The following is a 23423-nucleotide window of genomic DNA, read 5'->3' on the forward strand; positions in this document are numbered from 1 at the left end:
AGGGGAGGACAAACCATGAAACCCATCCGCGTTGCGACCTTCGATGGGCCCGGTGCACCACCGGTGATCCGCGAGGTGCCCTGGCCCAAGGTGGGACGGAAATCGGCGCTCATCCAGATCGGCGCCTGCGGGGTCTGTGGAACCGATCTCCACATCCTGAAGGGGCATTGGCCGAAGCCGCTGCCATGGCCCTTCACCCTGGGCCACGAAATGACCGGGATTGTCCGGGAGATTGGGCCCGAGTTGAAGACCGACTGGATGGACCTGCCGATCGAGGTCGGGTCCAAGATCATGGTGCCGCCATTTATGCCCTGTGGCGATTGCTACTACTGCCGGCACTACCCGGAGAATTCGAACCGCTGCCAGACGCCGGTCTATTACGGGCGCTACCTGGGCTTCGACCGGCCCCCGCATCTCTGGGGAGGTTGGGCGGAATATGTCTATGTGGATCTCGAGGCGCTGCCTGGGACCAAGATCTATAAGCTGCCGGACAGCATGCCGCTGCGGCTCGGCGCCTTGTCGGAGCCACTGACCTCCTGCATCCGCGGCTTCGCCCGGGCGCAGCGGATGGGACTGTTCCGCTGGGGCGATACGGTCGTCATCCAGGGCAGCGGGCCGATCGGCATCCTCGCCATCGCCGCTGCCCGGGAGATGGGGGCAGGGCGGGTGATCTGCGTTGGCGCGCCCGAGGCGCCACGCCTGGCCCTGGCGCGGCGCTTCGGGGCCGAGGCGACGGTCGATATCGAGGCCTACCCGTCCCCTGAGGCGCGAGTGGCGCGGGTACGGGACATCGTTGGCGGTCATGGAGCCGATCTGGTGATGGATTGCACCGGCCACCCAAGCGCCGGCCCCGAGGGCATCGAGATGCTTCGGGATGGCGCGGCGCTGATCGAGATGGGCCAGTTCACCGATGCAGGAAGCATCGCCACCAACTGGCACCGCTTCGTTGCCAAGGACGTGGTCATCATCGGCTCCTGGGCCTTTACCGAGAATGACCTGGCGCTCGGCATCCGCATGCTGGACCGGGCGAGGGACCGCTATCCCTGGACGGAGATGCAGACGCTTTACCCCTTCGACACCGATGGGGTGTCCCGCGCGATCGCGGATGCGATGGCGATGCGCACGGTGAAGAGCACGATCGTGCCTTTCCCGGAGCTTGCGGAGTCCTAGGTTAGCAGGCGCCCGAAGCGCTGCTACTCGGCGGCGGCGAGGATCCGGTCCATCGCCTCCGTCCGCCCCAGGGCCGTCAGGACGGCATCGATGGGTGGGCTTTGTGTACTGCCGCTCAGGGCGATGCGCAGGGGCTGTGCGACCTGGCCGAGCTTCATGCCCTTCACCTCGGCATAGTCACGCAGCCAGTTCATCAGCTCGGCTTGCTCCCAAGGCGCGTCGGTGAGGAATTGCGCGAGGTCGGCAAGCAGGGCCTTGGCCTCGGGTGTCAGTTGGGTGGCGGCTTTCGGCTCCAGCGGGGGCGGGCCTTCCTGGGCGGCGAAAGCCGCCGCGGAGGTCAGTTCCTCCAGGGTCTTTGCGCGCTCCTTCAACGCTGGCATCAGGGCGCGGACGCGGTCCCCGCCGAGAGTGCCGTAATCGATCCCGCGGTGGGCGAGGCGCTTCAGCACCTCCTCGGTCAGGCGGGCATCCTCGGCGCCGCGCAGATAGACACCATTCAGATGGGTAAGCTTCGCATAGTCCATGCGGGAGGCGGCCCGACCGACGTCCTTCAGGTCGAAAAGCTCAATGGCGCGGTCACGGGGGACGATCTCCTCATCGCCATGGCCCCAGCCGAGCCGGAGGAGATAGTTGCAGACAGCCTCGGGCAGGAAACCCTGCGCCTCGAACTCCATCACGCCGACCGCGCCATGGCGCTTCGACAGCTTGGCACCGTCCGCCCCATGGATGAGGGGGATATGGGCGAAATAGGGGCGGTGCCAGCCCATGGCGTCATAGACCATGCACTGACGGAATGTATTGGTCAGGTGATCGTCACCGCGGATGACATGGGTGATGCCCATGTCGTGGTCGTCCACGACGACGGCATGCAGATAGGTCGGCGTCCCGTCGGAGCGGAGGATGATCATGTCGTCCAACTCGGAATTTTGGACTTCGACGCGGCCCTGGACGAGATCCTCGACAATCGTCGAACCTTGGCGGGGAGCCTTCAGCCGGATGGCTGGCTTGCGGTCCGGCGGGGCGTCGGAAGGGTCGCGGTCACGCCAACTGCCGTCGTAACGCGGCGGGCGGCCCTCCTTCATCGCCTGCTCGCGCATCGCCGCCAGCTCCTCAGCCGTGTCAAAGGCAAGATAGGCCTTGCCGGCCGCAAGGAGCTCTCGCGCTACCTCGGCGTGGCGTGCCTCGCGGTGGCTTTGGAAGACAGGTTCCTCGTCCGGGCTGAGGCCAAGCCAAGCCAGGCTGTTGAGGATCTGCTGCACGGCTGCCTCGGTGCTGCGCGCCTTATCAGTATCCTCGATGCGCAACAGGTACTGGCCACCATGATGCCGGGCGAAGAGCATGTTGAAGAGGGCGGTGCGTGCCCCACCGATATGGAGGAAGCCGGTGGGCGAGGGCGCAAAGCGGGTACGGACGGTCATGATCGGGCCTGGCGATGGCGGTGACGGCCTGCCCGGCCGCATTGTGCGGCGCGGTAATCGCAGGCCTCCTCCGGGTGACGGGGATGGCAGCGATCCATCCTTCCTTGGAGCGCAGCTTAGACCGGCAAGGTCAGCCAGGAAATGGTCCCCTCCCGATCGACAAGGCGGAGCCAGGACGCCTAAGGCGGAACGAAAGGCTCCAGACTCAAATCATGGCCGGATTTAACCACCGGTTCATTTCTTAACCTACAACCTTAAGTGCGGATCATTTTTGAGCCTCACGTAATAGTTGCAATATCGATCCTGAAGCTTAGTATGGACAACGAAAATGTCCTTAGCCTTTGCCCGGCCAGCCCCCCGATGGCCCGGTAGGCTCGGATCGACGGTCGCGTGGAAAAATCTCCTCGCGGACGAACGGCCTCGGCTTGCCTTATGGCTGGCTGTGGCCCTCGGTGCGGGTGTGCTGGTCTATTTCGCTTTGCCGACGGAACCTCCACCGGCGGCCAGGTGGCTCGCGCCTCCCTTGCTGCTGCTAGCGCTCTGGCTAGGGGCGCGCCGACCCATTGCCGGGCTGATGGCTGGCTGGGTTGCCGCCGGCGCCTTGGGCTTCGCTTTGGCGGCTTGGCAGGCCGGACGGCAGCCGCCGATGCTCGAGCCGCCGCGGACGGCCACTATCCTTTCCGGGCGTGTCGCCGAGGTGGAGTTGCTTCCCGAGGGACGGCGAGTGACGCTGGACGCACCACATTTCGACGATGGGCCCGCCCAGCCGCGACGAGTGCGCGTTCGGCTGAAGGCCCAGGATCCGGCACAGCCGGCCCCTGGCGACCAGTTGCGGCTGCGGGCCATGATCCGCCCACCGGGTGCGCCGACCCATCCGGGGGGCTGGGATTTTCAGCGTGCAGCCTTCTTCTCCGGGCTCGGCGGGAATGGTTATGCCCTGGGCATGGCGGAAGTCACCGCAGGCGAAGAGACACCGTTTTTCGCCGGGTTGCGCAGCACGATCGAGGTGCGGGTGACGACAGCATTGCCCGGCGCGGTCGGCGCAATCGCCGCTGCACTGATGACAGGTGGACAGAGCGCCATCCCAGCCCCTGACCTGGCCGCCATGCGGGATTCCGGCTTGGCGCATCTCCTCTCGGTTTCCGGGCTGCATATCGTGGCTGTGATGGGCTTGGCCTTTGCCCTGGTCCGCCTCGGCTTCGCCCTTTCGATGCGGATGCCGGGCAAAGCAATTGCCGCGACGGCGGCGCTGGTTCTTGGGGCAGCCTACATGCTGCTCACCGGGGCACAGGTGCCGATGCAGCGGAGCTTCGCCATGGCAGCGGTGACCACCCTGGCGCTGCTGGCGGGTCGCCGTGCCCTGACCCTGCGCGGGCTGGCATTGGCGGCCGCGGGTGTGGTTGTCATCCAGCCGGCCGCCATCCTCGGCGCCAGCTTCCAGATGAGTTTCGCCGCAGTACTGGCGCTGATTGCCGGTTGGGATTGGATGCGCCCGCGCCTACCGATGGCCGGACCGCGAGCCGCCTGGCGCCGCCGCTTGGTGCTGGCGGCCTTTGGTGTCGTGGCAACCTCGCTGCTCGCCGGGTTGGCGACGATGCCCTTCAGCCTCCACCACTTCGGCCGCCTGCAACTTTACGGCGTCCTGGCCAATGCCGTCGCGGTGCCGCTTACCACGCTGCTGGTGATGCCCGCGGCAATGCTCGCGGCGCTGCTGATGCCCTTCGGGCTGGAGGCGCTGGCCTTGGTGCCGATGGGCCTTGGCGTGGAGGCGACGCTCGCTGTGGCCCATGCGGTGGCAGCTTGGCCGGGGGCCACGCTGACGATGCCGCCGATCCCGGCCTGGGGCCTTGGCCTCTGCTCCCTAGGCCTCGTCTGGCTCTGTCTGTGGCGGACAGGTTGGCGCCTGGCAGGCGTGCCGCTGCTGGCCCTGGGATTGGCAAGTGGCGCGATGGACCGGCCGCCAGACCTGCTGATCTCAGGCGATGGCCGGCTTATCGCCATGCGGGCGGGTGATGGCCTGTTCTTGCAGAAGGCATCTGGCGCCGCGTCGCTGGTCCGCGAGAGCTGGCAGCGGCTGCACGGCGCTGGCACTGCCGAAACCCTGCCGCGAGAGGGGGAGTTGGCCGGCGGGGTGCTTCGCTGCCATGTCGGCGCCTGCTTGCTGCAGCCTGGCCTCGCCCATCCCACTGCCATACTGCTGCGTGGCGACTCGCCTGCGGAGGCCTGCGGCAGCGCTGCCGTGGTCATTTCCGCCGAGCCTGTCCGCGGGCCCTGCCTCGCTCATGTGGTTGACCGTTTTGCCGTGTGGCGCAACGGCCCGCATGCGATCTGGCTCGAGCCGCAGGGAGTCCAGGTGGTCAGTGACCGTGCCCATCGCGGCGAGCGGCCCTGGGTGCCGCCTGTGCCTATACCACGCGGCTTGACCTCGGCGGCGCCTTTGGCTGTAGCGGATTAGGTCAGTAACGCCGCAGCAAGCCGACGAGACGGCCCTGCACCTTCACCCGGTCCGGACCAAAAATGCGGGTCTCGTAGCGAGGGTTGGCCGGCTCGAGGGCAATCGAATTGCCTTTCCGGCGCAGCCGCTTCAACGTCACCTCGTTCTCATCCACCAGCGCTACCACGATGGAGCCGTTATCGGCGATGTCGCCACGGCGAATGATCACCGTGTCGCCGTCGAGGATACCCGCCTCAACCATCGAATCGCCCGAAACCTCAAGCGCGTAGTGCTCGCCATTGGCGAGCAGGGCCGCCGGAACCTCCACGCTCGTGCCGCTGTCCCGCAGCGCCTCGATCGGCAACCCGGCAGCGATGCGTCCGTAGAGCGGAAGCTGGACCGCGGCTGCCTCATTTGCCGCCCGTTGCACCCCGGCGAGGTTCGGAGCGAACCGGCCATGGATGACATTGGGTGAGAAGACGGGTGCAGCGGCGGGAGGCGTCGGGGCCTGTGGCTCCGCCGAGCGGCGGGGTGCGATATTCTCCGGGAGGCGGATCACTTCAAGTGCCCGGGCCCGGTGAGCGCGCCGGCGCAGGAAGCCCCGTTCCTCCAAGGCGGTGATCAGACGGTGGATGCCGGATTTCGACTTCAGCTTCAGCGCGTCTTTCATCTCCTCGAAGGAGGGAGAGAAGCCGGTTGCGCGCAAATGCTTGTCGATGAAGATCAGCAGCTCATGCTGCTTGCGGGTAAGCATCATCCCCTCCGTGGGCTGAACCCTGCGTGGTGGCGAACAAACCACGAATCGCCTGGATGTTCTACGGAAGTTCCATTATCCGGTCAACTGTATCCGAGCTGGCGGCATCACGACATAACAATGAGGCTCAGCCTGATAGGATCAGAAGCCCAGATCGCCGAGAGGGATCACCTCGACCGGAGCACCGGTCGCGAGGGCGGGGGCACCGGGTGCACGGAGGATCAAGGCCTCGGCCCGGGCTAGCGTCTTCATCATCGAACTGTCCTGCACGGGGAAGGGCACCGCAATGGGCATACCCTCCGGTCCTGGCTCGAGCCGTGCCCGAAGGTGATCGAAGCGGCGGTCGTTCTCGGGCAGGTCAGCTCCGGCGAGCGCGTGGATCGTTCTCGGGGGATTACCTGGCAGTCCGGAAAGGCGATCCAACGCCGGAATCAGGAACAGCACGCTGCAGACGAGGGCAGAGACCGGGTTGCCCGGCAAGCCCAGGACCGGAGTCGGGCCCAGCTGCCCCCAGATCAGTGGCTTGCCAGGCCGCATGGCAATCTTCCAGAAGTCGAGGCTGAAGCCCTGCGGGCCAAGGGCGCTCTGCACGAGATCATGGTCACCGACGCTGGCTCCGCCGGTGGTCACGAGCAGATCGCAGGCGCGTGCAGCGCGGGCAGCCTCGGCGATGGCCTGGCTGTCATCGGGGACGATCGGCAGGACCAATGGGTCGCCACCGCCGGCCCGGATAAGGGCGGCGAGGGCATGGGCGTTGCTGCTGACGATCCCACCAGCCGGGATCGGATCTCCAGGCAGGGCGATCTCGTCGCCGGTCGCCAGGATGCCGATCCGCGGGGCGCGATGCACCGCCAGCCAGGGCGCATTCCCAGCGGCAGCGAGACCGATGTCACGAGCGGTCAGGCGCCGGCCGGTAGACAGAACCTCCTCGCCCTCGGCGAAGTCGAGGCCACGGCGGCGGATCCAGCGGTTGGGGCGAACGGTCTCCTGGACCAGCACCCGGGCGCCTTCGGCCTTTGCATCCTCCTGCAGGAGGATGGCATCGGCTCCCGGCGGAACCACGCCGCCGGTGAAGATACGAACCGCCTGTCCCGGGCCGATCTGTCCGGCGAAGGGATGGCCAGCGGGTGCAGCGCCAATAACGGCGAGCCAGGTGCCGGCCGCAGCATCCTCGGCCCGAACCGCATAGCCGTCCATGGCTGAAACATCGGCGGGCGGCTGCGTCAGCCGGGCCAGAACCGGGCGGGCAAGCACACGACCCCAGGCGGCTGGCAATGGCACCGTTTCGGCCGGCGTGGCGGCGAGGGCGCCAATGATACGGGCCCTGGCTTCCTCGACCGAAATCATCAACCTGCCTCGTAAGTGCCCGATTTACCGCCTGATTTATGGCTCAGCCGGACTGCCTCGATCCGCATGCTGCGATCGACCGCCTTGCACATGTCATAGACGGTAAGGGCGGCGACGGTCACCGCTGTCAACGCCTCCATCTCGACACCGGTCCGCCCATTCAGGGCAACCACGGCTTCGATTTCAACTGCATCAGGCGCTGCTGGCGTCAGGTCGACGGTGACCTTCGACAGCATCAGGGGGTGACAGAGAGGGATGAGGTCTGCAGTCCGCTTGGCAGCCATGATGCCTGCGATGCGCGCCACCGCGAGTACATCGCCTTTCGCCATTTGGCCTTCGCGGATGCGGTCGAGGGTCGATGGCGCCATGACAATGCGGCCTCGGGCAATCGCCTGGCGCGCCGTCTCCGGCTTGGCGCCGACATCGACCATGACGGCGCGCCCCTCCGCGTCGAAATGGGTCAGGGCGGGAGGCAACTCCTCCATCTACAGAGCCTGGACCAGTTCGCTGGCGGCCGCAGTGACATCCGCCTGCCGCATCAGGCTCTCGCCGACGAGGATGCAGCGGGCGCCAGCCGCGGCCATGCGGCGGACGTCATCCGGTGTCCTGATGCCGCTTTCGGCAACCGGGATACGGTCTGCCGGCACGTGAGGTGCCAACTCCTCTGAAGTCTCAAGACTGGTCTGCAAGGTCTTGAGATTACGGTTGTTGATGCCGATCAGCCGTGTTTGCAGACCGAGGGCGCGGTCCATTTCGGCGCGATCATGCACCTCGGCCAGCACGCCCATGTCGAGGCTTCGCGCGATGTCCTCCAGCTCCTCAGCCTGCTGATCCGAGAGGGCGGCCATGATGAGCAGGATGCAGTCGGCGCCCATCGCTCGGGCTTCGAAAACCTGCCAGGGATGAACCATGAAATCCTTGCGCAGTACCGGCAGGGCGCAGGCGGCGCGGGCGGCCTTTAAGTGATCCGCATGGCCCTGGAACCATGGAGCGTCAGTGAGGACCGAGAGGCAGGTGGCGCCAGCCCGGGCGTAGTCATCCGCCAGGATCGCCGGCTCGAAGGGGTCGCGGATCAGGCCGCCCGAGGGGGATGCGCGCTTGATTTCGGCGATCAGACCGACACGGCCATCGGCGACAGCCTGACAGAGGGCGGTGACAAAATCCCGCGGGGCCTGAGCTGCCCGGGCCTGCCGCTCCATCTCGGCAAGCGGCGTGGCAACGGCGCGCGCCCGGACCTCCTCGTATTTGTCGGCGAGGATGCGGGATAGCGTATCCGGCACAGTCTGGGGTTCAGAGAGGATGATATGGGGGGCGTTCATTCTGTCGTGGCGTCCTTCAAGCGGGCCAGTACGGCAGAAGCGGCCCCGCTGTCGATGGCCTCCGCAGCCCGCGCCGCGCCGGATGCTAAATCGGTATCCCGACCCGCGACGACCAGGGCCGCGGCGGCATTCAACAACACGATGTCGCGGTAGGGCCCGGGGGCGCCCTCCAGCAACGCAGTCAGGGCGAGGGCGTTCTCGGCCGGCTCGCCGCCGCGGATTGCCTCGGGCGGAGCACGGCGCAGGCCGGCATCCTCGGGGGCGATCCTGAATTCCCGGATAGCGCCGCCTTCCAGCGCCACCACCTGGGTTTCTCCGGATAGGGCGATCTCGTCCAGGCCCTGGCCATGAACCACCCAGGCCGCTTCCGTCCCCAGCCGGGCGAGCGTTTCGGCCATCGGCCTCAGCCAGGACGCCTGGAAAGCGCCGGTCAGCTGGCGCCGGACCCTGGCTGGGTTGGCCAAGGGCCCCAGGAGGTTGAAGATCGTCCGCGTGCCGAGCTCAACCCGGGGGCCTGCTGCATGCCGCAGGGCGGCGTGATGGCGCGGCGCCATCAGGAACACCATCCCGGCAGTCTTCAAAACCGATTCCAGGCGAGCAAGCGGAACATCGAGATTGATGCCAAGGGCCGCCAGCGCATCCGCCGCGCCGGAGCGGGAGGAGAGGGCCCGGTTGCCATGCTTGGCGACCGGTACGCCGCAGCCCGCGACGACAAGCGCCGTCGCAGTCGAGATGTTGAGGCTGCCGGAGCTATCGCCGCCGGTGCCGACGATGTCGATGGTGCCGGGCGGCGCCTCGATCGCGGTCATCCGTGCCCGCATGGCGCGAACCGCGCCGGTGAGTTCAGCAACCGTCTCACCACGGACACGCATGGCCATAAGCAAGCCGGCGATCTGGGCCGGTGTCGCTTCGCCAGCCATGATGATGCCAAAGGCAGCTTCGGCCTCGCTCTCCACCAGGCGCTCGCCGGCGGCGAGGCGGGCGAGGACCGGCTTCAGCGTGTTCACGCCGGCACCCGAGCCTTGGCGAGGGAGAGGAAGTTCCGCAGCAGGTCATGCCCATGCTGGGAGGCGATGCTTTCCGGGTGGAACTGCACGCCCCAGATCGGCAGGCTCCTATGGGCGAGGCCCATGATCAGCCCATCCTCCGTCCAGGCTGTTGCCTCGAGTTCCGGTGGCAGATCCTCGCGGCGAACCACCAGCGAGTGGTAGCGGGTGGCCCGGAAGGGGTCGGGAAGGCCGGCGAAGATGTCCGTGCCGCGATGGTGGACGTCCCAGACCTTGCCATGCACCGGATCGGGCGCACGGATGACCGTCCCACCAAAGGCTTGGCCGATGGCCTGATGGCCGAGGCAGACACCCATCAGAGGGATGCCCGCCGAGGCGGCGGCACCGATCAGGGGCAGGCAGATCCCGGCCTCGTTCGGAGTGCAAGGGCCAGGCGACAACAGGATCGCCTCAGGCCGGAGGGCAAGCGCCTCCTGACTCGTCAGGGCATCATTGCGACGTACCTCAATCTCCACCCCAAGGTCGCCCAGGAAGTGATAGAGATTGAAGGTAAAGCTGTCGTAGTTGTCGATCAGCAGGATCATGACTTCGGACTTTCGGGCCGTGCCGCTGCCGGGTCAAGCGAGGGCGGTGGCGGGGCCGCTGGCGCCAATGGACCCAAGGGTCGCTGGGGCGGCGGCAAGGCGGGTCCGCTGATCACATCGAAATCGAAATCGCTGCGCTGCATCTGGGCCTCCTGGTGGTGGCGCCGTCACAGGCTGGCGGGGCATCGTGAGGGTCCAGAGACACGAAAGCCGCCAGCGGGTGGCGGCTTGTCGGGTCTGCGAGGGTGCGCTGATCCTTAGGCCGCCGGTGTGTACCAGCGGTACCAAAATCGCGTAACGGGGATCGCGTGTTGGACCATGACCCATGTCGTGCCACGCCGGCGAGCAGCGCGCAAGCGAGATCAGAAGCCGTAGAGGCGGGCTGGGTTATCGACCAGGATTGCCTGCCGCTGTGCGGCACTCGGCGCCCAGTCGCCGAGGGCATCCATGAGGACGCCGTCATCAGGCACATCCTCCGGCGCGGCGAGGGAGGGATGCGGCCAGTCCGTGCCCCAGACACAGCGATCAGGGGCGGCGGCGATCATGGCCCGGGCCATGGCGGCCACATCGGCATAGGGAGCGCCGGCCGAGGAGGACCGGTAGCCGCAGAGCTTAGCCCAGGCGCCGCCTTCCAAGAGTCGGATCAGTGCCCGGAATGCCGGATCGTCGATGCCGCCCTTCCCGGCCTTCACACCCCCCATATGATCGATGACGAGGGGGCAGGGCAGGGCAGCCAGCACCGGTTCCAGGGTAAGCATTTCAGCAGGATGCGCGTAGAGTTGCAGATGCCATCCAAGCTCGGCGAGGCGATCGCCCAGGGCTGCGAGTTGCGCCAGTGAGGTGCCATTGCCGCTGACCGCGTTGAAGCGCACGCCGCAAGCACCGCGATCGGCCATGGCGCGGAGCTTCGATAGATCGAAGCTGTCATCCACCACCACGACGGCCCGTGCCCGATCAGGGCCGAGCGCGGCGACAGCGTCGAGGCTGACGTCATTCTCGGTGCCGTAGATGCTGGGCTGGACGACCACGGTGCGCTCGATGCCGATCGTGGCGCACATCGCGCGGTATGCGGCGAGCGAAGCCTCGGGTGGCGTATAGGAGCGGCCTGGCGAGAGCGGGTAGCGGTCGTAAGGGCCGAAGACATGCATGTGGCAGTCGGTCGCGCCGGGTGGCGGCTGCCAGCGGGGGCGGCTCGTCGTGGCGCGGGCGCCGGGGCAGGGGCGCGTCATGCGCGCCGGCCGGCTGCGAAGCGCACCGCCTCCTCGGCGGCCCGGAACAGGGCACGGGCCTTCTGCTGGGTCTCCTCGTACTCCGCCACCGGGTCGCTGTCGGCGACCACGCCGGCGCCGGCCTGGACATGCATGACACCATCCTTCACCAGGGCGGTCCGGAGGGCGATGCAGGTATCCATGCCGCCATCGGCGCCGAAATACCCGAAGCCACCGGCGTAAATGCCACGGCGGGAGGGCTCCAGCTCCTCAATGATCTGCATGGCACGGACCTTGGGGGCGCCGGTCAGCGTGCCGGCCGGGAAGCCGCCGGCCAGGGCATCGAGGGCCGAGAGGCCGGGGCGGAGCCGGCCGCGCACCTCGGAGCCGATATGCATCACCTGGGAGTAACGCTCGATCTGGAACTGGCTTGGCACGCGGACGGTGCCGATGGCCGAGACCCGGCCGACATCATTGCGGCCAAGATCGAGCAGCATCAGGTGTTCGGCCCGCTCCTTCGGGTCGGCGAGCAGCTCGGCCTCCAGCGCCTTGTCCTCCTCCGGTGTGGCGCCGCGGCGGCGGGTACCGGCGAGCGGACGGATCGTCACCTCGCCATCGCGGAGACGCACCAGGATCTCTGGCGAGGCGCCGACGGCGGCGAAACCGGCGAAGTCGAAGAAGAAAAGGAAGGGAGCCGGGTTGATGCGGCGCAGCGCCCGGTACAGCGCGAAGGGTGGCAGGGCGAACGGTACCGAGAAACGCTGGCTGGGGACAATCTGGAAGCAATCGCCGGCGCGGATATAGTCCTTGGCTCGCTCGACAGCGGCAACGAAACCCTCGCGGGTGAAGTTGCTGGCAGGCTCCGGCAGCTTCGGCAGGCTGACCGGGGCGGCAGGGCGCGGCAATGGGCGATCGAGGGCGGCTTCGGCCTCATCCAGCCGGGCCTGGGCGGCATCCCAGACGGCCTGGAGGTCCTGGCCCGGGGTGGGCCAGGCCGTGGTGAAGAGGCTCAGTGCATCCCGCACATGGTCGAAGACGGCGACGAGGGTTGGGCGGACCAGCACCGCATCGGGCACGCCAAGCACGTCCGGCGCCGTCTCGGGCAGCCGCTCCATCAGCCGGACCATATCGTAGCCCAGATAGCCGAAGAGCCCGACCGCGATGGGCGGCAGGCCGGCAGGCAAGGCCATCTGCGTGGCAGCGACGGCGGCACGGAGGCTCTCCAGCGCATCTGCGCCGGCCGGCTCGAAGGCATGCGGCGCCGCGAGGGCGTGGCGGTTGAGCTCGGCCTGGCCGTTGCGGCAACGCCAGATGAGGTCCGGCTCCAGCCCGACCGCGGAATAGCGGCCGCGGGCGGCGCCGCCCTCGATGCTCTCCAACAGGAAGCTGTTGGGCTTACCGGCGGCGAGCTTCAGGAAGACCCCGACGGGCGTGTCCAGATCCGCCACCCGCTCCCGCCACAGCACCTGGGCCTGCCCGACGGCAAGACCAGCACTGAAGGCGGCGAAATCGGGGGAGGGCATGGGTTGGGTCCTCTCTCAGGGTTGGGCGAGGTTGTCGACGAGGCGCGGGTTGATCCGTACGTCCGCCCGGTTGCGCAGCGCGGCGACATATTCGGTTTCGAGGTCGCCGGCCATGGCCTGGGTCACTTCGGCCTTCAGCCGGGCAAGGGCAGCTGCATCTGTGCCGGGATCAGGCCGGGTGACCTCCAGCAACTGGGCGACAGCGTAGCCATCCTGAGTCTGGGCCATGGTCGGCTCATTCGCCTTCAGCTCGAAGAGCGGCGCCAGCAACTCGGGCGGGATGGCGCCGTCGCGCTGGTCCCGGGTGATGGCGCCAACCTCGCGGACGCCGAACCCAGACTCGCGCGCCGCATCGGCCAGCGACTTGCCCCCCTTCACCGCAGCGAGCAGACCGGCCGCACGCTCCTCCTGGGAGCGGCGCCGCGCCTCGGCGATGAAGGCCTCGCGCACCAGCGGCTCGACGCTCTCGAAGGGGCGGAGCGCAGGCGGGCTGATCTCCTTGATATCCACGGCAACGAAACCGGCCTCGGTTTCGGCCAGGCGGGGAGCGGCGCCTTTTTCGGCTGTGAAGATGGCGCGCAGCAGGGGGGCACGGGCCGCCTCGATCACTGGCAACTCGACCGGCTTGTCTTCCGGGTCCATGCCATTGGCATCGGTGCGGATGGCGGCGAAGCCGAGATTGAAGCGTTGCGCCACCTCGGCCAGCGTCGCACCGCCGGCCAGCGCGTCCTCGACCTGGTTGGCGCGCTCGAAGGCGAGGTCGGCGGCCTTTTCGGCGGTCAGGTCGGTGCGGATCTGGTCACGAACCTCGGTGAGAGGACGGGTCGCGCCGGGTTCGGCGCTCTCCACCTTGAGGATATGCCAGCCGAAATCGGTCCTGATCGGCGCGGTGACACTGCCCACCGCAGTGCCGAAGGCTGCTTCAGCGAGCTGCGGAAAGGGCAGGCCGGCGCGGTCGAGCGAACCGAGCTCCAGCGCCTGGCCGCCGGCAGCCTCTGCCTCCCGCGTGACGGCGGCGAAATCGGCGCCGCCGGACCATGCGGCGGCGATGGCCTTTGCCTTCTCCTCGTCCTGCACCAGGACCTGGGCGAGCGCCCGGCGCTCCGGCGTCTCGAACTGGTTGCGGCGGGACTCGTAGGCCGCGGCGATGTCGGCGTCGGAGATCTCCACCTCACGGCTGATGCGCTCGGCGGTCAGCACGGCGACGCTCGCCTCCCGGTATTCGGGCGTGGAGAAGCGGTCCGGATTATTCTCATGAAAACGGCGGAGCTGCGCTTCCTCCGGTGCCGGCGGCTCTGGCGCGGCGGCGAGGGGGAGGGTCACGAGGGCGGCACTCCGCTGTTCCAGCTGCCACTGCAACAGCGGCTTTGTCAGCACCTCCGGCGCGGTGGCACCCGAGCGGACCGCGAGTGCGAGCTGCTGGCGGGCAAGGTCGGCGCGGACGAGGGCCAGGAAGGTGCCTTCGGTCATGTCATTGGTGCGGAGGAAATTCTCGAAGACCGCGCGCTCGAACTGCCCGCTCATGCCGCGAAAGCCCTGGATCGAGAAGATGAAATCCCGCACCGCCTCATCCGGCACGGTGATGCCGAGGTCCCGCGCCTCTCCGCGCAGCACCCGGTCGAGGACGAGTTGCTCGATCGCCTGCTGGGCCACGGCACGGCGAATGCGCGGATCGTTCTCGAACTGGCCGCCGACCTGGCGGGAGAGGCGCTGCATCTCCCGGCGCACCGCCGCCTGGGCCTCGTCCATTTCGATGGGCGTGCCGCCGACCCGGGCCACGGCGGTGTCCTGGCCGAAATTGCGGATCGTGTCGCCGATGCCCCAGACCGCGAAGGAGCTGATCAGCAGAACGAACAGCAGCTTGGCGACCCAGGTGGAGGCGAGGCGGCGAAGGGCAGTGAGCATGATGGTCCGTCTGTGATCCGGGCTGGGTCCATAGCCGAGCCCTCGGCCGTTGCCAAACGAAGCGGTGACGGATACCGCATTTCTCTCAACAGAGAGGATCCCGCCATGACCCCCGGAGTGCGTCCGCTGATCGCCGGCAATTGGAAGATGCACGGGACGCTGCGGGAGGCAACCGCCCTTGCGGAAGCCGTGCAGACCGGCGCGAAGCCGGGAGCCGAGCTGCTGGTCTGCCCACCCTTTCCCTACTTGGTGCCCGTGGGCGGAGCCCTGGCCAAGGGCGGGGTGGCGCTGGGCGGGCAGGACTGTCATGCGGCGACCAAGGGGGCCCATACCGGCGATGTGGCCGCGCCCATGCTGCGGGACGTCGGGGCAACCTATGTGATCCTCGGCCATTCCGAGCGCCGGGCTGATCATGGCGAGACGGATGCCGTGGTGCGGGCCAAGGCGGAGGCTGCACTGGCTGCGGGCCTGATCCCCATTGTCTGTGTCGGCGAGAGCGAGGCGCAGCGGCTGGCGGGCGAGGCGGAGCCTGTGGTCACCGGGCAACTGGCCGGCAGCCTGCCTGACGGTTTCGCCGCGGCGGGTGGCGTCGTCGCCTATGAGCCGGTTTGGGCCATCGGCACCGGGCGGACCCCGACCGAGCCGGATATCGCGGCCATCCATGCTGCCATCCGCGGCAATCTGGAGTCCCGGTTCAGCGAGGCCGGCAGTGCTTTGCGCATCCTCTATGGTGGTTCGGTCAAGCCGGGGAATGCCGCGAGCATCCTGGCGCTCGCCCATGTCGATGGGGCGCTGGTGGGCGGTGCCAGCCTGGTCGCGGCTGACTTCCTGGCCATTGCCGCAGGGGTACCCGCCGCCACGTGACGCCGCTTCTCATCGGTTCGGAGATCTACCGGCATTCTTCCTATGGGCCGAAGCACCCATTGGCGATCCCACGGGTTTCAACGGCGCTCGACCTGATCGAAGCCATGGGATGGTTGCCGGGAGGGGGATGGATCGAGGCGCCGAAGGCGAGCCCGGCGGAGCTCGCCCGCTTCCATGCGCCGGACTACATCGCAGCGTTGCAGCGGGCGGAGGCGGCGCAGCAAGCCGACCCGGATGATCAGGCGCGCTACCATATCGGCGCGCATGGCAACCCGGTTTATCGGGAGGTCTTCTCCAGGCCAGCGACGAGCGCGGGGGGCTGCATGCTGGCGGCCCGCCTCACGGCTGGGGGTGGGGTGGTTTATTGCCCGGGCGGTGGGACGCATCATGGGCGGCCGGACCAGGCAAGCGGCTTCTGCTACCTGAACGACCCGGTCTTGGGGCTGCTCACCTGGATCGATGCCGGGCTCACCAACATTCTTTATATCGATATCGATGCGCATCACGGTGATGGGGTGGAGGATGCCTTCCGGGACGATCCACGCGTCTTCACCCTCTCGGTCCATGAGGCGGGTCGCTGGCCCTTTACCGGGCTTGCCGAGGATCGCGCAGGCGGGCATGCGCGGAACCTGCCGGTGCCGGCCGGCTTCAACGATTCCGAAATGCTGTGGCTGCTGCATCAGGCGATCCTGCCCATCGCCCGCCACCTCAGGCCGCAGGCCATCATGCTGCAATGCGGGGCGGATGCCCTGGACGAGGATCCGCTGTCACGCCTTTCCCTCTCCAACAATGCCCATTGGGGCGTGGTGCGGGCGCTGATGGGGGCGGCACCGAGGCTGCTGGTGCTGGGCGGTGGCGGCTACAATCCCTGGACGGTCGGGCGTTGCTGGGCAGGGGTCTGGGCCATGCTCAACGACTTTCCCATTCCCGAACGCTTGCCGCTGGCGGCTGAGCAGGTACTGCGAGGACTGCGCTTCGGCCGGGCAGCGGGGCGGAACCCGCCGGAGCACTGGTTCACCACGCTGCGGGATGTGCCACGGCCCGGTGTGGTGCGGGCAGCGGTGCAGCGGGTGGCCGCGGCAGCGACGCGCGACCTGCCGGCGCCGTATACATCATGAACCCAGAAGATATTGGTGATGTCCTAGCGTGAGATGTCATGCAGTACCCGGCCATGCTGCGTGAGTTACTGGCAGGGTGCTGAAGCCGCGGCTGCGCTGGGTGACGGAGGCGGTGCTAGATTGGCAGATCGAGCACCGCCCGGGCGAAGGCCTCCGGCGCCTCCTGCGGAACATTATGACCGATCCCAGGCAGCACGCGGCGCTCATAGGGACCGGTGAAGTAGCGGTGGTGACCGGCTGAGGCTTCGGCCGGCCCAACGCCATCCGCGCCGCCATGCGGCGCGATGGTCGGGACGGTGATGCGAGGCTGACGGGAGAGGGCGACTTCGACTTCCTCCAGGGCGGGGTCGCCAGCGGCATAGCCGAAGCGGTGGCGGTAGGACTGGATGACGACCCGGACGAAATCAGGGTTGTCGAAGGCGGCGGCACTGGCGGCGAAGGTCGTTTCATCGAAGTGCCATTCCGGTGACCAGAGGCGCCAGAGCAGGCGGGCGATGCCGCGGCGATCGGCCTCGAGCCCAGCGCGGCCACGCTCGCTATGGAAATAATACTGGTACCAGAGCCGGCGTTCCTGCTCTGGCGCCGCGGGGCGCGCAGAGGCGGCGATGTCCTGGATGTTGTAGCCGGTGCAGGAGACGAGGCCCGAGACGCGCTCGGGCCAAAGCGCCGCCAGGATGCAGGCGGCGCGGCCGCCCCAATCATAGCCGGCAACTGTGGCGCGTGGGATCGCCAAGGCGTCGAGCAACTCGAGCAGATCCTGCCCCAGCGCTGCTTGCTGGCCGGAGCGTGGCGTCTCTGCCGCGAGGAAGCGCGTGGGGCCATAGCCGCGCAGATAGGGGACGATGCAGCGCCGGCCGGCCGCGACCAAGGGTGGCACCACCTCGGCATAGGCCGCTGGCGCGTAAGGGAAGCCATGCAGGAGGACGACAGGCGGCCCATCGGGCGGGCCGTGCTCCGTATAGGCGATCTCGAGCCTCGGGGTGCGGATCCGGCGAAGGTCTTCCATGCCGGGAGTATGGCCGGTCGGCCGCAGCGGTGCCATGGTGTGCGCCATGCTCCGCCGTTCGCTCCTTGGCCTTGCCGGCCTCCTCGCCACGCCTGCCCTGGCCCAGAACCAGCCGCAGCCCCGGTTGCCCGAGGAACCGCTCATCATCGTGACGCGCGATGGCAAGCGTCATGAATTCCGCGTCGAGATGGCCCTGAGCATGGACCAGCAGATGGTCGGGCTGATGTTCCGCCCGAGTGTCGGCCCGAATGAAGGGATGCTGTTCGACTGGGGACAGCCGCGAGAATCCAGCATGTGGATGCGCAACACCATCACCTCGCTCGACATGGTCTTCATTGCAGCGAATGGGCATATCCACCGGATTGCCGAGCGGACGGTGCCCTATTCCCTGGCGGCGATCGACAGCCGCGGGCCGGTGCGGGCGACGCTGGAACTGGCGGCGGGAACGGCCGAGCGGCTTGGGCTTCGCGTCGGCGACCGGGTGATCCAGCGCATCTTTGGCAATGCTGATTAGAGGCGCGGCGGCATCAGCACGGCACGCCCCGCGATCGGGATCGGGGCGGCCCGATAGGCGGTAAGGCTGCGGCCACCGCCAGGATTGGGGTTGGTGATCGCCGGCATACGCTCGGCGCCGTTTGACAGCATGAACCCCCCGCCGGGCTGGCTCGGGCGAAACACCGGCACTGCCGGGGTAACCGGTGCGGGCTGGGGCCGCGCCTGCTCCTGGGCCCAGGCTGCGGCGACGCGGGCCCGGTACGGCTCGGCATATTCCGGCGTCTGGGAGTGATAGGCTGCGGCGGCGGCCATCCAGTCCGGGCGTGAGGATTTGAGCTCGGTAAGGAAGCGAGCGGCGTAGCGCGCATTGGCAAGCGGATCGAAGGCATCCTCCAGGCTGGCGAAGGCTTGCGGATGGTGCCGGAGGTTCACCTGCATGCAGCCGATATCGATCGAGCGTACGCCCTGGGCCTGAAGTGCCCGCACAGCGGCAATCGCTGCCGCCTTGTCTGGGAAGAAGCTGCCGCGCCCCTCGGCATTGATGGTCCAGGGCCAGGCCGTGACGGCACCGGTCACCTGGTCGCGCCGGCCGGACTCGACGCGGGCGATGGCGGCGAGTAGGCGCGCAGGCAGCCCTGCCTCCCGCTCGGCAGCAGCGATTGCAGTGTCGCAAGCCCGGCTGGCGCTTTCGGACCCGGCGGGAACGGCCACGGTTTCCATTGGAAAGAGAAGGAAAAGTCCCAGGAGAATCAGGTTTACGATGCGTTGCGGCATATCTCGGCGTCCCGTGCTCACGCCATGCGAGCGGCGGGTGGGTAGCGCAAGCACCATGCCAGGCAGGGTGGATTGAAGGTCTTCCACCTCCCCGCGTCGCCACGCATTGTTGCACTGCAACAGATGGAGGTGGCGAATGCCAGCAGGCATCAGCACAGTCCAAGGCAGCCCGGCGATCCTTGGTGCGCGACGGCGAACCATCCTGCTCGGTGGCAGTGCGACTGCCTTCTCCGCTGGTTTTTGTCGGTGCCCAATCACTCCAGCCGCTACGGGTCTCCGAAGCGATCCATCTCGGCATGTATGTCTCGGGCTATGCGGCGAAGCATGGTGGCTTCTTCCACAAGCACGGGCTTGATGTCACGATGGCCTCGGCCGGCGGCATTGCGCTCGCCATCCCGGCCGTGCTCTCCGGCAATGCAGCCATCGTGGTGACGGGTGCCGGCATGTCGGCGAATGCGGTGGGCGAGGGGGCCCGCCCGTTTGCAGAGCTCCCGCAGGTGCGGAGGCGGTGATCCGCTCAGCCGCCGACAACCTGCTCAAGGCCGGGAGCGCCATCCCGAAGGATCCGACCATCTCCAAGGCCGAATGGGAGGCCGAACGCGCTGTGGCCAAGTTGCGGCCAGGCGGTTGAACCCTGAGTAGGAGACACAGCATGCCAATCGAACCAATCATCCCGCCCGGCTCTCCGCCTCCGCTCGCGCCCTACAGCCCGGGGACGAAGGCGGGCGGCTTCCTCTATGTCTCCGGCACGCTGGCCATCGGCCCGAATGGCGAGACGATGGGCATCGGTGATGCCGCGGCGCAGACGCGGTATGTGCTCGACTCGATCAAGGCCGTGCTCGAGGCTGGCGGTGGCAGCCTGAAGAGCGTGGTCTTCAACCAGATATTCCTGAAGGACCTGGCCGACTACGCGTCGATGAACGCGGTCTACAAGGAATACTTCCCAGAGGCTCCGCCGGCTCGTTACTGCATCCAGGCACCGCTGGTGCGGCCCGACTTCCTCGTGGAGATCGCCACAACCGCCTATGTCGGCGACTGAACTCGCCGGAGTGGCGGTGCCGGTGCGCAAGCCGTCTCGTGGAGCGCGCTCGGCTGCGCATCCTGCTCTGGCAGGTGCTTCTCATTGTCGGGTTCTGCGCGCTTTGGGAATTGGCGATCCGGGCCGAGTGGTTGCCGGTGTATCTCTATGGTCAGCCGAGCGGCATCGGCCGGGAACTGTGGAAGGGGCTTGCGGAGGGCAAGCTGCTCCGCGATGCCTGGGTCACCGCGGAGGAGACGGTGCTCGGTTTCCTCATCGGCAGCATTGCGGGCTCGGCGGCTGGACTCTTGCTCCGGCTTTCGCCTACCACGGCGGCGGTGTTGCGGCCGATCATGGTCGCGTTGAACGGCCTGCCGAAGATCGCCCTCGCGCCGCCGATCGTCGTCTGGTTCGGCATTGGCCTGGGCGGGTCAAGGCCACCCATGCGGCCGAGATCCCGGGCGAGATGCGGCATCCCCTGCGGATCCGCACCCTGCCTCGCTATGCCGAGCTCTTCGAGACGATCTGGACGGAGCTCGGGATCGATCTGGCGGCTTGAGGCAGCCGTCAGGCGGTGGCGAGCACCTGGCTACGACGCGTCCAGCCGCGCGGCACCGGGTCGACCGCCGCTTCCGGGCGGCGGGCACTGCGCGCCGCTTCGACGGCGGTCGGGCTCGGCTCGAAGGCAACATAGCCACGGCCCCAGACCGTGCGGATCATTTCCGCCGCGCCGCAATCGGCCAGTTTCCGGCGCAGCTTGCAGACGAAAACGTCGACGATCTTCGAATCCGGCGCCATGCCATCGGCATACAGGCTGGTCATGAAGCGCTCCTTGGTAAGGAGCACGCCCTTATGGAGCATCAACGTCTCGAGGAAGTCGAACTCGCGCGCGGTGAGGTTCACCCGGCGGCCATCGACGACGGCCGCGTGTTGCGCCTGGTCGAGCGTGACATTGCCGCAGACGAGACGCGCGCTGGCATGGCCACGGGCACGGCGAGCCAGCGCCTGCAGCCGGGCGGTCAGCACGCGAAGATGGATCGGATTGGCAAGCACGTCATCGGCACCGGCATGCAGCAGCGCTTCCTCCTCGGCCGGCTGCGGGGTGCGGCCGCAGAGCACCGCGATCGGCAGGTTCAGGCCGCGACGGCGAAGATCGGCGATCGTTGCCTGGAGGTCCCGCACGGAACCGTCGATCCGGAGCACGAGCGCATCATAGGGGCCGCTCAGGGCAAGCACCGAGGGCAGATCGTCCAGCGCATCTATGTCGTCACAGCGGAGGCCGAGATCGGCGAGGCCTGCGGCGAGCGTCGCCGGGCTAGCCGAAGGAGAGGCGAGGAGGATGTGCATGCGCTGCTCCGCCGTTACGTGATCATGGAGGGCCGTTAGTGATCACAGGATAGTGTGCAGGATATGGAATACAATCCAATTCGCGTGATGCGTGTGTTGGTAACCCTCCCTGTGGCTCTGGCGAAACACCTGTGCGATGCCACATCGGATGGGCGAGGCTGCCCTTCCCCAAGACCCGGAGTGACGACATGGTCTTCTTCAAGCGCCGTGGCTGGGAAATCCCCGAGCGGGAGGTCACGCCCGAATCCCTCGTCTTTGGCCGCCGCGCGGCGCTGAAAGGCGCGGCCCTGGCCGGGACAGCCGCAATCGGCCTGCCAAGCCTCGCCCGGGCCGACGGCTTTCCGACACCGGCGCGCAACACTCGCTACGAGCCCGGACGGGCCGTCACGGGCGAGCGAGAGGCGACCACCTACAACAACTTCTACGAGTTCGGCACCGACAAGGGCATCTACCGGCCAGCGCAGAAGCTGCCATTGCAGCCCTGGACGGTGAAGGTGGATGGGCTGGTGGATCGACCGCGTGAATTCTCGGTCGATGATCTGCTGCGGTCGATGCCGATCGAGGAGAGGGTCTACCGGCTCCGCTGCGTCGAAGCCTGGTCGATGGTGGTGCCCTGGACGGGGTTCCCGCTCTCCGCAATGCTGTCGGCGGTCGGCGTCCAGTCAGGGGCCAAATATGTGCGGTTCGAGACGGCGGCCTTGCCCGCGGTGATGCCGGGGCTGCGGCAATCCTGGTACCCCTGGCCCTATGTCGAGGGTTGCACCCTCGAAGAGGCGGGTAACGAACTCTCCTTCCTCGTGGTCGGAGCCTATGGCAAGCCGCTGCTGCCGCAGAATGGCGCACCGATCCGCTTCCATCAGCCCTGGAAATACGGTTTCAAGGCCGGCAAGTCCCTGGCGCGGATCAGCCTGGTCGCGGAACGGCCAAAGAGCTTCTGGGAAGCGATCCAGCCGCAGGAATATGGCTTTTGGGCCAATATCAACCCTGAGGTGCCGCATCCACGTTGGAGCCAGGCCAGCGAACGGGTCCTCGGGACCGGTGAGCGGGTGCCGACGCAGCTTTTCAACGGGTATGGTGAGTTCGTCGGCGGCCTCTATGCCAACCTCCAACGGGAACGGCTCTGGGGCTGACCTCCCTCAGTCCAAACGGGCGCCGGAAATCTCGACCAGGCGCTTCCAGCGCGGCGTCTCGGCACGGATACGGGCGGCGAGCACCTCGGGCGAGTCGCTGACGAGGACCCGGTAGCCGAGAGGCCGCAGCCGCTCGACGAAAGCCGGGTCGGCGGCGACCTTCCGGATCGCGTCGTTCAGCTGGGCGACAACATGAGCGGGCGTGCCGGCGCTGGTCATCACCGCGTTCCAGCTCTGGATGTCGATATCGCCGAGGCCGAGGCCCGCCAGGTCCCGCATGCCAGGCACATCTGGCAGGAAAGGCAGGCGCTCCGCGCTGCTGACCGCAAGTGGCTTGAAGCGGCCGGCTTCCACATGCGGCATGAGCGCGGGCATCACGTCGAACATCATGTCGATCGTGCCGGCGAGCAGGTCGGAGATGGCCGGGCCGCCGCCCCGATAGGGCACATGGGTGATGCGGGCACCGGTCGCCTGGTTCACCGCGGCGATGGTGAGATGGCTGGTCGTCCCGGTGCCGGAGGAGCCCATGGTCACCTGATCCGGATGCGCCTTGGACCAGGCTACGAGCGCAGCGAAATCGCCCCAGCCGCGCTTCGCCGCCGTCTCCGCATTCACCACGCAGAGCACCGGGCCGGTCGTGACATTGGAGATGGGTGCGAGGTCCTTCTGCGGGTCGAAGGCCATCGACCTGTACAGGAAGGGTGCGGCGCAGAGCGTCGTGGCGCTGATGAGGCCGATGGTTGAGCCGTCCGGTGCGGATTTCGCGAGCGCATCGGCGCCGATATTGCCGCCGGCCCCGCCACGATTCTCGACGACGATGGTCTGGCCGAGCGTGGGGCCAAGCCGCTCGGCGATGAGGCGGCCGAGGATGTCGACGGCGCCGCCCGGCGGGAAGGGGACGATCAGTCGGAGCGGGCGTCCCCCGGCAATGGGTTGTGCCATGGCAGGCACGGCGAGCAGCACGGCGCCTGCGGTGAGGATACTACGACGTCCCGGCATGGA

At 67.7% G+C, this 23423-nt stretch carries 23 protein-coding genes; 8 read left to right on the top strand and 15 right to left on the bottom strand.

Annotated features, from left to right (window positions below; genetic code table 11):
* The first annotated feature begins 15 nt into the window (after window positions 1–15).
* Complete coding sequence (locus BLR02_RS03165; RefSeq protein ID WP_090567042.1) at window positions 16–1170, top strand: zinc-binding dehydrogenase; 1155 nt, start codon at window positions 16–18, stop codon at window positions 1168–1170.
* Between the two features lie 23 nt (window positions 1171–1193).
* Here BLR02_RS03165 and gltX read toward each other — a convergent pair whose 3' ends face one another.
* Window positions 1194–2588, bottom strand: a complete 1395-nt coding sequence (gene gltX / locus BLR02_RS03170) for a glutamate--tRNA ligase (RefSeq protein ID WP_090660383.1) — start codon at window positions 2586–2588, stop codon at window positions 1194–1196.
* Window positions 2589–2916: 328 nt separating this feature from the next.
* On the opposite strand from gltX, the gene BLR02_RS03175 reads away from it, so the two are divergent.
* Window positions 2917–5043, top strand: coding sequence for a ComEC/Rec2 family competence protein (locus tag BLR02_RS03175; protein WP_090660386.1), 2127 nt, complete (start codon window positions 2917–2919; stop codon window positions 5041–5043).
* A gap of 1 nt (window position 5044) precedes the next feature.
* Here the strand turns inward: BLR02_RS03175 and lexA are convergent, their stop codons facing one another.
* The 9 genes from lexA to BLR02_RS03215 all read right to left on the bottom strand — a co-directional run bounded on the left by lexA (window position 5045) and on the right by BLR02_RS03215 (window position 14669).
* Window positions 5045–5776, bottom strand: a complete 732-nt coding sequence (gene lexA, locus BLR02_RS03180; RefSeq protein WP_090567098.1) for a transcriptional repressor LexA — start codon at window positions 5774–5776, stop codon at window positions 5045–5047.
* Window positions 5777–5917: 141 nt separating this feature from the next.
* A complete protein-coding gene (locus BLR02_RS03185) occupies window positions 5918–7123 on the bottom strand; it encodes a molybdopterin molybdotransferase MoeA (protein ID WP_090567033.1) in 1206 nt (401 codons plus the stop codon).
* Window positions 7123–7608 carry a cyclic pyranopterin monophosphate synthase MoaC gene (moaC, locus tag BLR02_RS03190; protein ID WP_090660389.1) on the bottom strand — a complete coding sequence of 162 codons (486 nt, stop codon included), beginning with the start codon at window positions 7606–7608 and terminating at the stop codon, window positions 7123–7125. Before moaC ends, BLR02_RS03185 begins: the two co-directional genes overlap by 1 nt.
* Window positions 7609–8442 carry an indole-3-glycerol phosphate synthase TrpC gene (trpC, locus tag BLR02_RS03195; RefSeq protein ID WP_090660392.1) on the bottom strand — a complete coding sequence of 278 codons (834 nt, stop codon included), beginning with the start codon at window positions 8440–8442 and terminating at the stop codon, window positions 7609–7611.
* The gene (gene trpD / locus BLR02_RS29255; protein ID WP_176849352.1) at window positions 8439–9449 is read right to left on the bottom strand and encodes an anthranilate phosphoribosyltransferase; all 1011 of its coding nucleotides are present in this window, start codon (window positions 9447–9449) and stop codon (window positions 8439–8441) included. The genes trpC and trpD overlap by 4 nt, the downstream gene beginning before the upstream one ends.
* A complete protein-coding gene (locus BLR02_RS29260) occupies window positions 9446–10033 on the bottom strand; it encodes an anthranilate synthase component II (RefSeq protein WP_090567020.1) in 588 nt (195 codons plus the stop codon). The genes trpD and BLR02_RS29260 overlap by 4 nt, the downstream gene beginning before the upstream one ends.
* A gap of 362 nt (window positions 10034–10395) precedes the next feature.
* On the bottom strand, window positions 10396–11262 hold the full coding sequence (locus BLR02_RS03205; RefSeq protein WP_090660395.1) for an amidohydrolase family protein: 867 nt from the start codon (window positions 11260–11262) through the stop codon (window positions 10396–10398).
* A complete protein-coding gene (gene trpE, locus BLR02_RS03210) occupies window positions 11259–12764 on the bottom strand; it encodes an anthranilate synthase component I (protein WP_090660398.1) in 1506 nt (501 codons plus the stop codon). Before trpE ends, BLR02_RS03205 begins: the two co-directional genes overlap by 4 nt.
* A gap of 15 nt (window positions 12765–12779) precedes the next feature.
* The gene (locus tag BLR02_RS03215; RefSeq protein WP_090660401.1) at window positions 12780–14669 is read right to left on the bottom strand and encodes a SurA N-terminal domain-containing protein; all 1890 of its coding nucleotides are present in this window, start codon (window positions 14667–14669) and stop codon (window positions 12780–12782) included.
* A 117-nt stretch (window positions 14670–14786) separates the two neighbouring features.
* On the opposite strand from BLR02_RS03215, the gene tpiA reads away from it, so the two are divergent.
* Both tpiA and BLR02_RS03225 read left to right on the top strand, forming a co-directional pair.
* Complete coding sequence (tpiA, locus tag BLR02_RS03220; protein WP_218127496.1) at window positions 14787–15533, top strand: triose-phosphate isomerase; 747 nt, start codon at window positions 14787–14789, stop codon at window positions 15531–15533.
* On the top strand, window positions 15530–16651 hold the full coding sequence (locus BLR02_RS03225) for an acetoin utilization protein AcuC (RefSeq protein ID WP_090567006.1): 1122 nt from the start codon (window positions 15530–15532) through the stop codon (window positions 16649–16651). The genes tpiA and BLR02_RS03225 overlap by 4 nt, the downstream gene beginning before the upstream one ends.
* Window positions 16652–16766: 115 nt before the next feature.
* On the opposite strand, the gene BLR02_RS03230 is transcribed toward BLR02_RS03225, so the two are convergent.
* Complete coding sequence (locus tag BLR02_RS03230; protein WP_090661533.1) at window positions 16767–17657, bottom strand: alpha/beta fold hydrolase; 891 nt, start codon at window positions 17655–17657, stop codon at window positions 16767–16769.
* A gap of 46 nt (window positions 17658–17703) precedes the next feature.
* Between BLR02_RS03230 and BLR02_RS03235 the strand changes: the two genes are divergently transcribed.
* Window positions 17704–18171 (top strand): DUF192 domain-containing protein, encoded by a 468-nt coding sequence (locus BLR02_RS03235; protein ID WP_090567092.1) that lies wholly within the window; start codon window positions 17704–17706, stop codon window positions 18169–18171.
* Here the strand turns inward: BLR02_RS03235 and BLR02_RS03240 are convergent.
* Window positions 18168–18926: a lytic transglycosylase domain-containing protein gene (locus tag BLR02_RS03240; RefSeq protein WP_245704588.1), complete on the bottom strand. Its 759-nt coding sequence runs from the start codon at window positions 18924–18926 to the stop codon at window positions 18168–18170. The genes BLR02_RS03235 and BLR02_RS03240 overlap by 4 nt on opposite strands.
* Window positions 18927–19141: 215 nt before the next feature.
* On the opposite strand from BLR02_RS03240, the gene BLR02_RS03245 reads away from it, so the two are divergent.
* Both BLR02_RS03245 and BLR02_RS03250 read left to right on the top strand, forming a co-directional pair.
* Window positions 19142–19438, top strand: a complete 297-nt coding sequence (locus tag BLR02_RS03245; RefSeq protein WP_218127849.1) for an ABC transporter substrate-binding protein — start codon at window positions 19142–19144, stop codon at window positions 19436–19438.
* Window positions 19439–19578: 140 nt separating this feature from the next.
* On the top strand, window positions 19579–19965 hold the full coding sequence (locus BLR02_RS03250) for a Rid family hydrolase (protein ID WP_090660407.1): 387 nt from the start codon (window positions 19579–19581) through the stop codon (window positions 19963–19965).
* Between the two features lie 151 nt (window positions 19966–20116).
* Here BLR02_RS03250 and BLR02_RS29265 read toward each other — a convergent pair whose 3' ends face one another.
* Both BLR02_RS29265 and BLR02_RS03260 read right to left on the bottom strand, forming a co-directional pair.
* On the bottom strand, window positions 20117–20419 hold the full coding sequence (locus BLR02_RS29265) for a hypothetical protein (RefSeq protein WP_176849354.1): 303 nt from the start codon (window positions 20417–20419) through the stop codon (window positions 20117–20119).
* Between the two features lie 92 nt (window positions 20420–20511).
* Complete coding sequence (locus tag BLR02_RS03260; RefSeq protein WP_090660410.1) at window positions 20512–21291, bottom strand: response regulator transcription factor; 780 nt, start codon at window positions 21289–21291, stop codon at window positions 20512–20514.
* Window positions 21292–21479: 188 nt separating this feature from the next.
* Here BLR02_RS03260 and msrP point away from each other — a divergent pair, with 188 nt between their 5' ends.
* On the top strand, window positions 21480–22421 hold the full coding sequence (msrP, locus tag BLR02_RS03265) for a protein-methionine-sulfoxide reductase catalytic subunit MsrP (protein WP_090566991.1): 942 nt from the start codon (window positions 21480–21482) through the stop codon (window positions 22419–22421).
* A gap of 6 nt (window positions 22422–22427) precedes the next feature.
* On the opposite strand, the gene BLR02_RS03270 is transcribed toward msrP, so the two are convergent.
* Window positions 22428–23420, bottom strand: coding sequence for a Bug family tripartite tricarboxylate transporter substrate binding protein (locus BLR02_RS03270; protein WP_090566989.1), 993 nt, complete (start codon window positions 23418–23420; stop codon window positions 22428–22430).
* Window positions 23421–23423: the final 3 nt, after the last annotated feature.

Origin of the sequence: Belnapia rosea, from assembly GCF_900101615.1 — a bacterium.
Taxonomy (GTDB): domain Bacteria; phylum Pseudomonadota; class Alphaproteobacteria; order Acetobacterales; family Acetobacteraceae; genus Belnapia; species Belnapia rosea.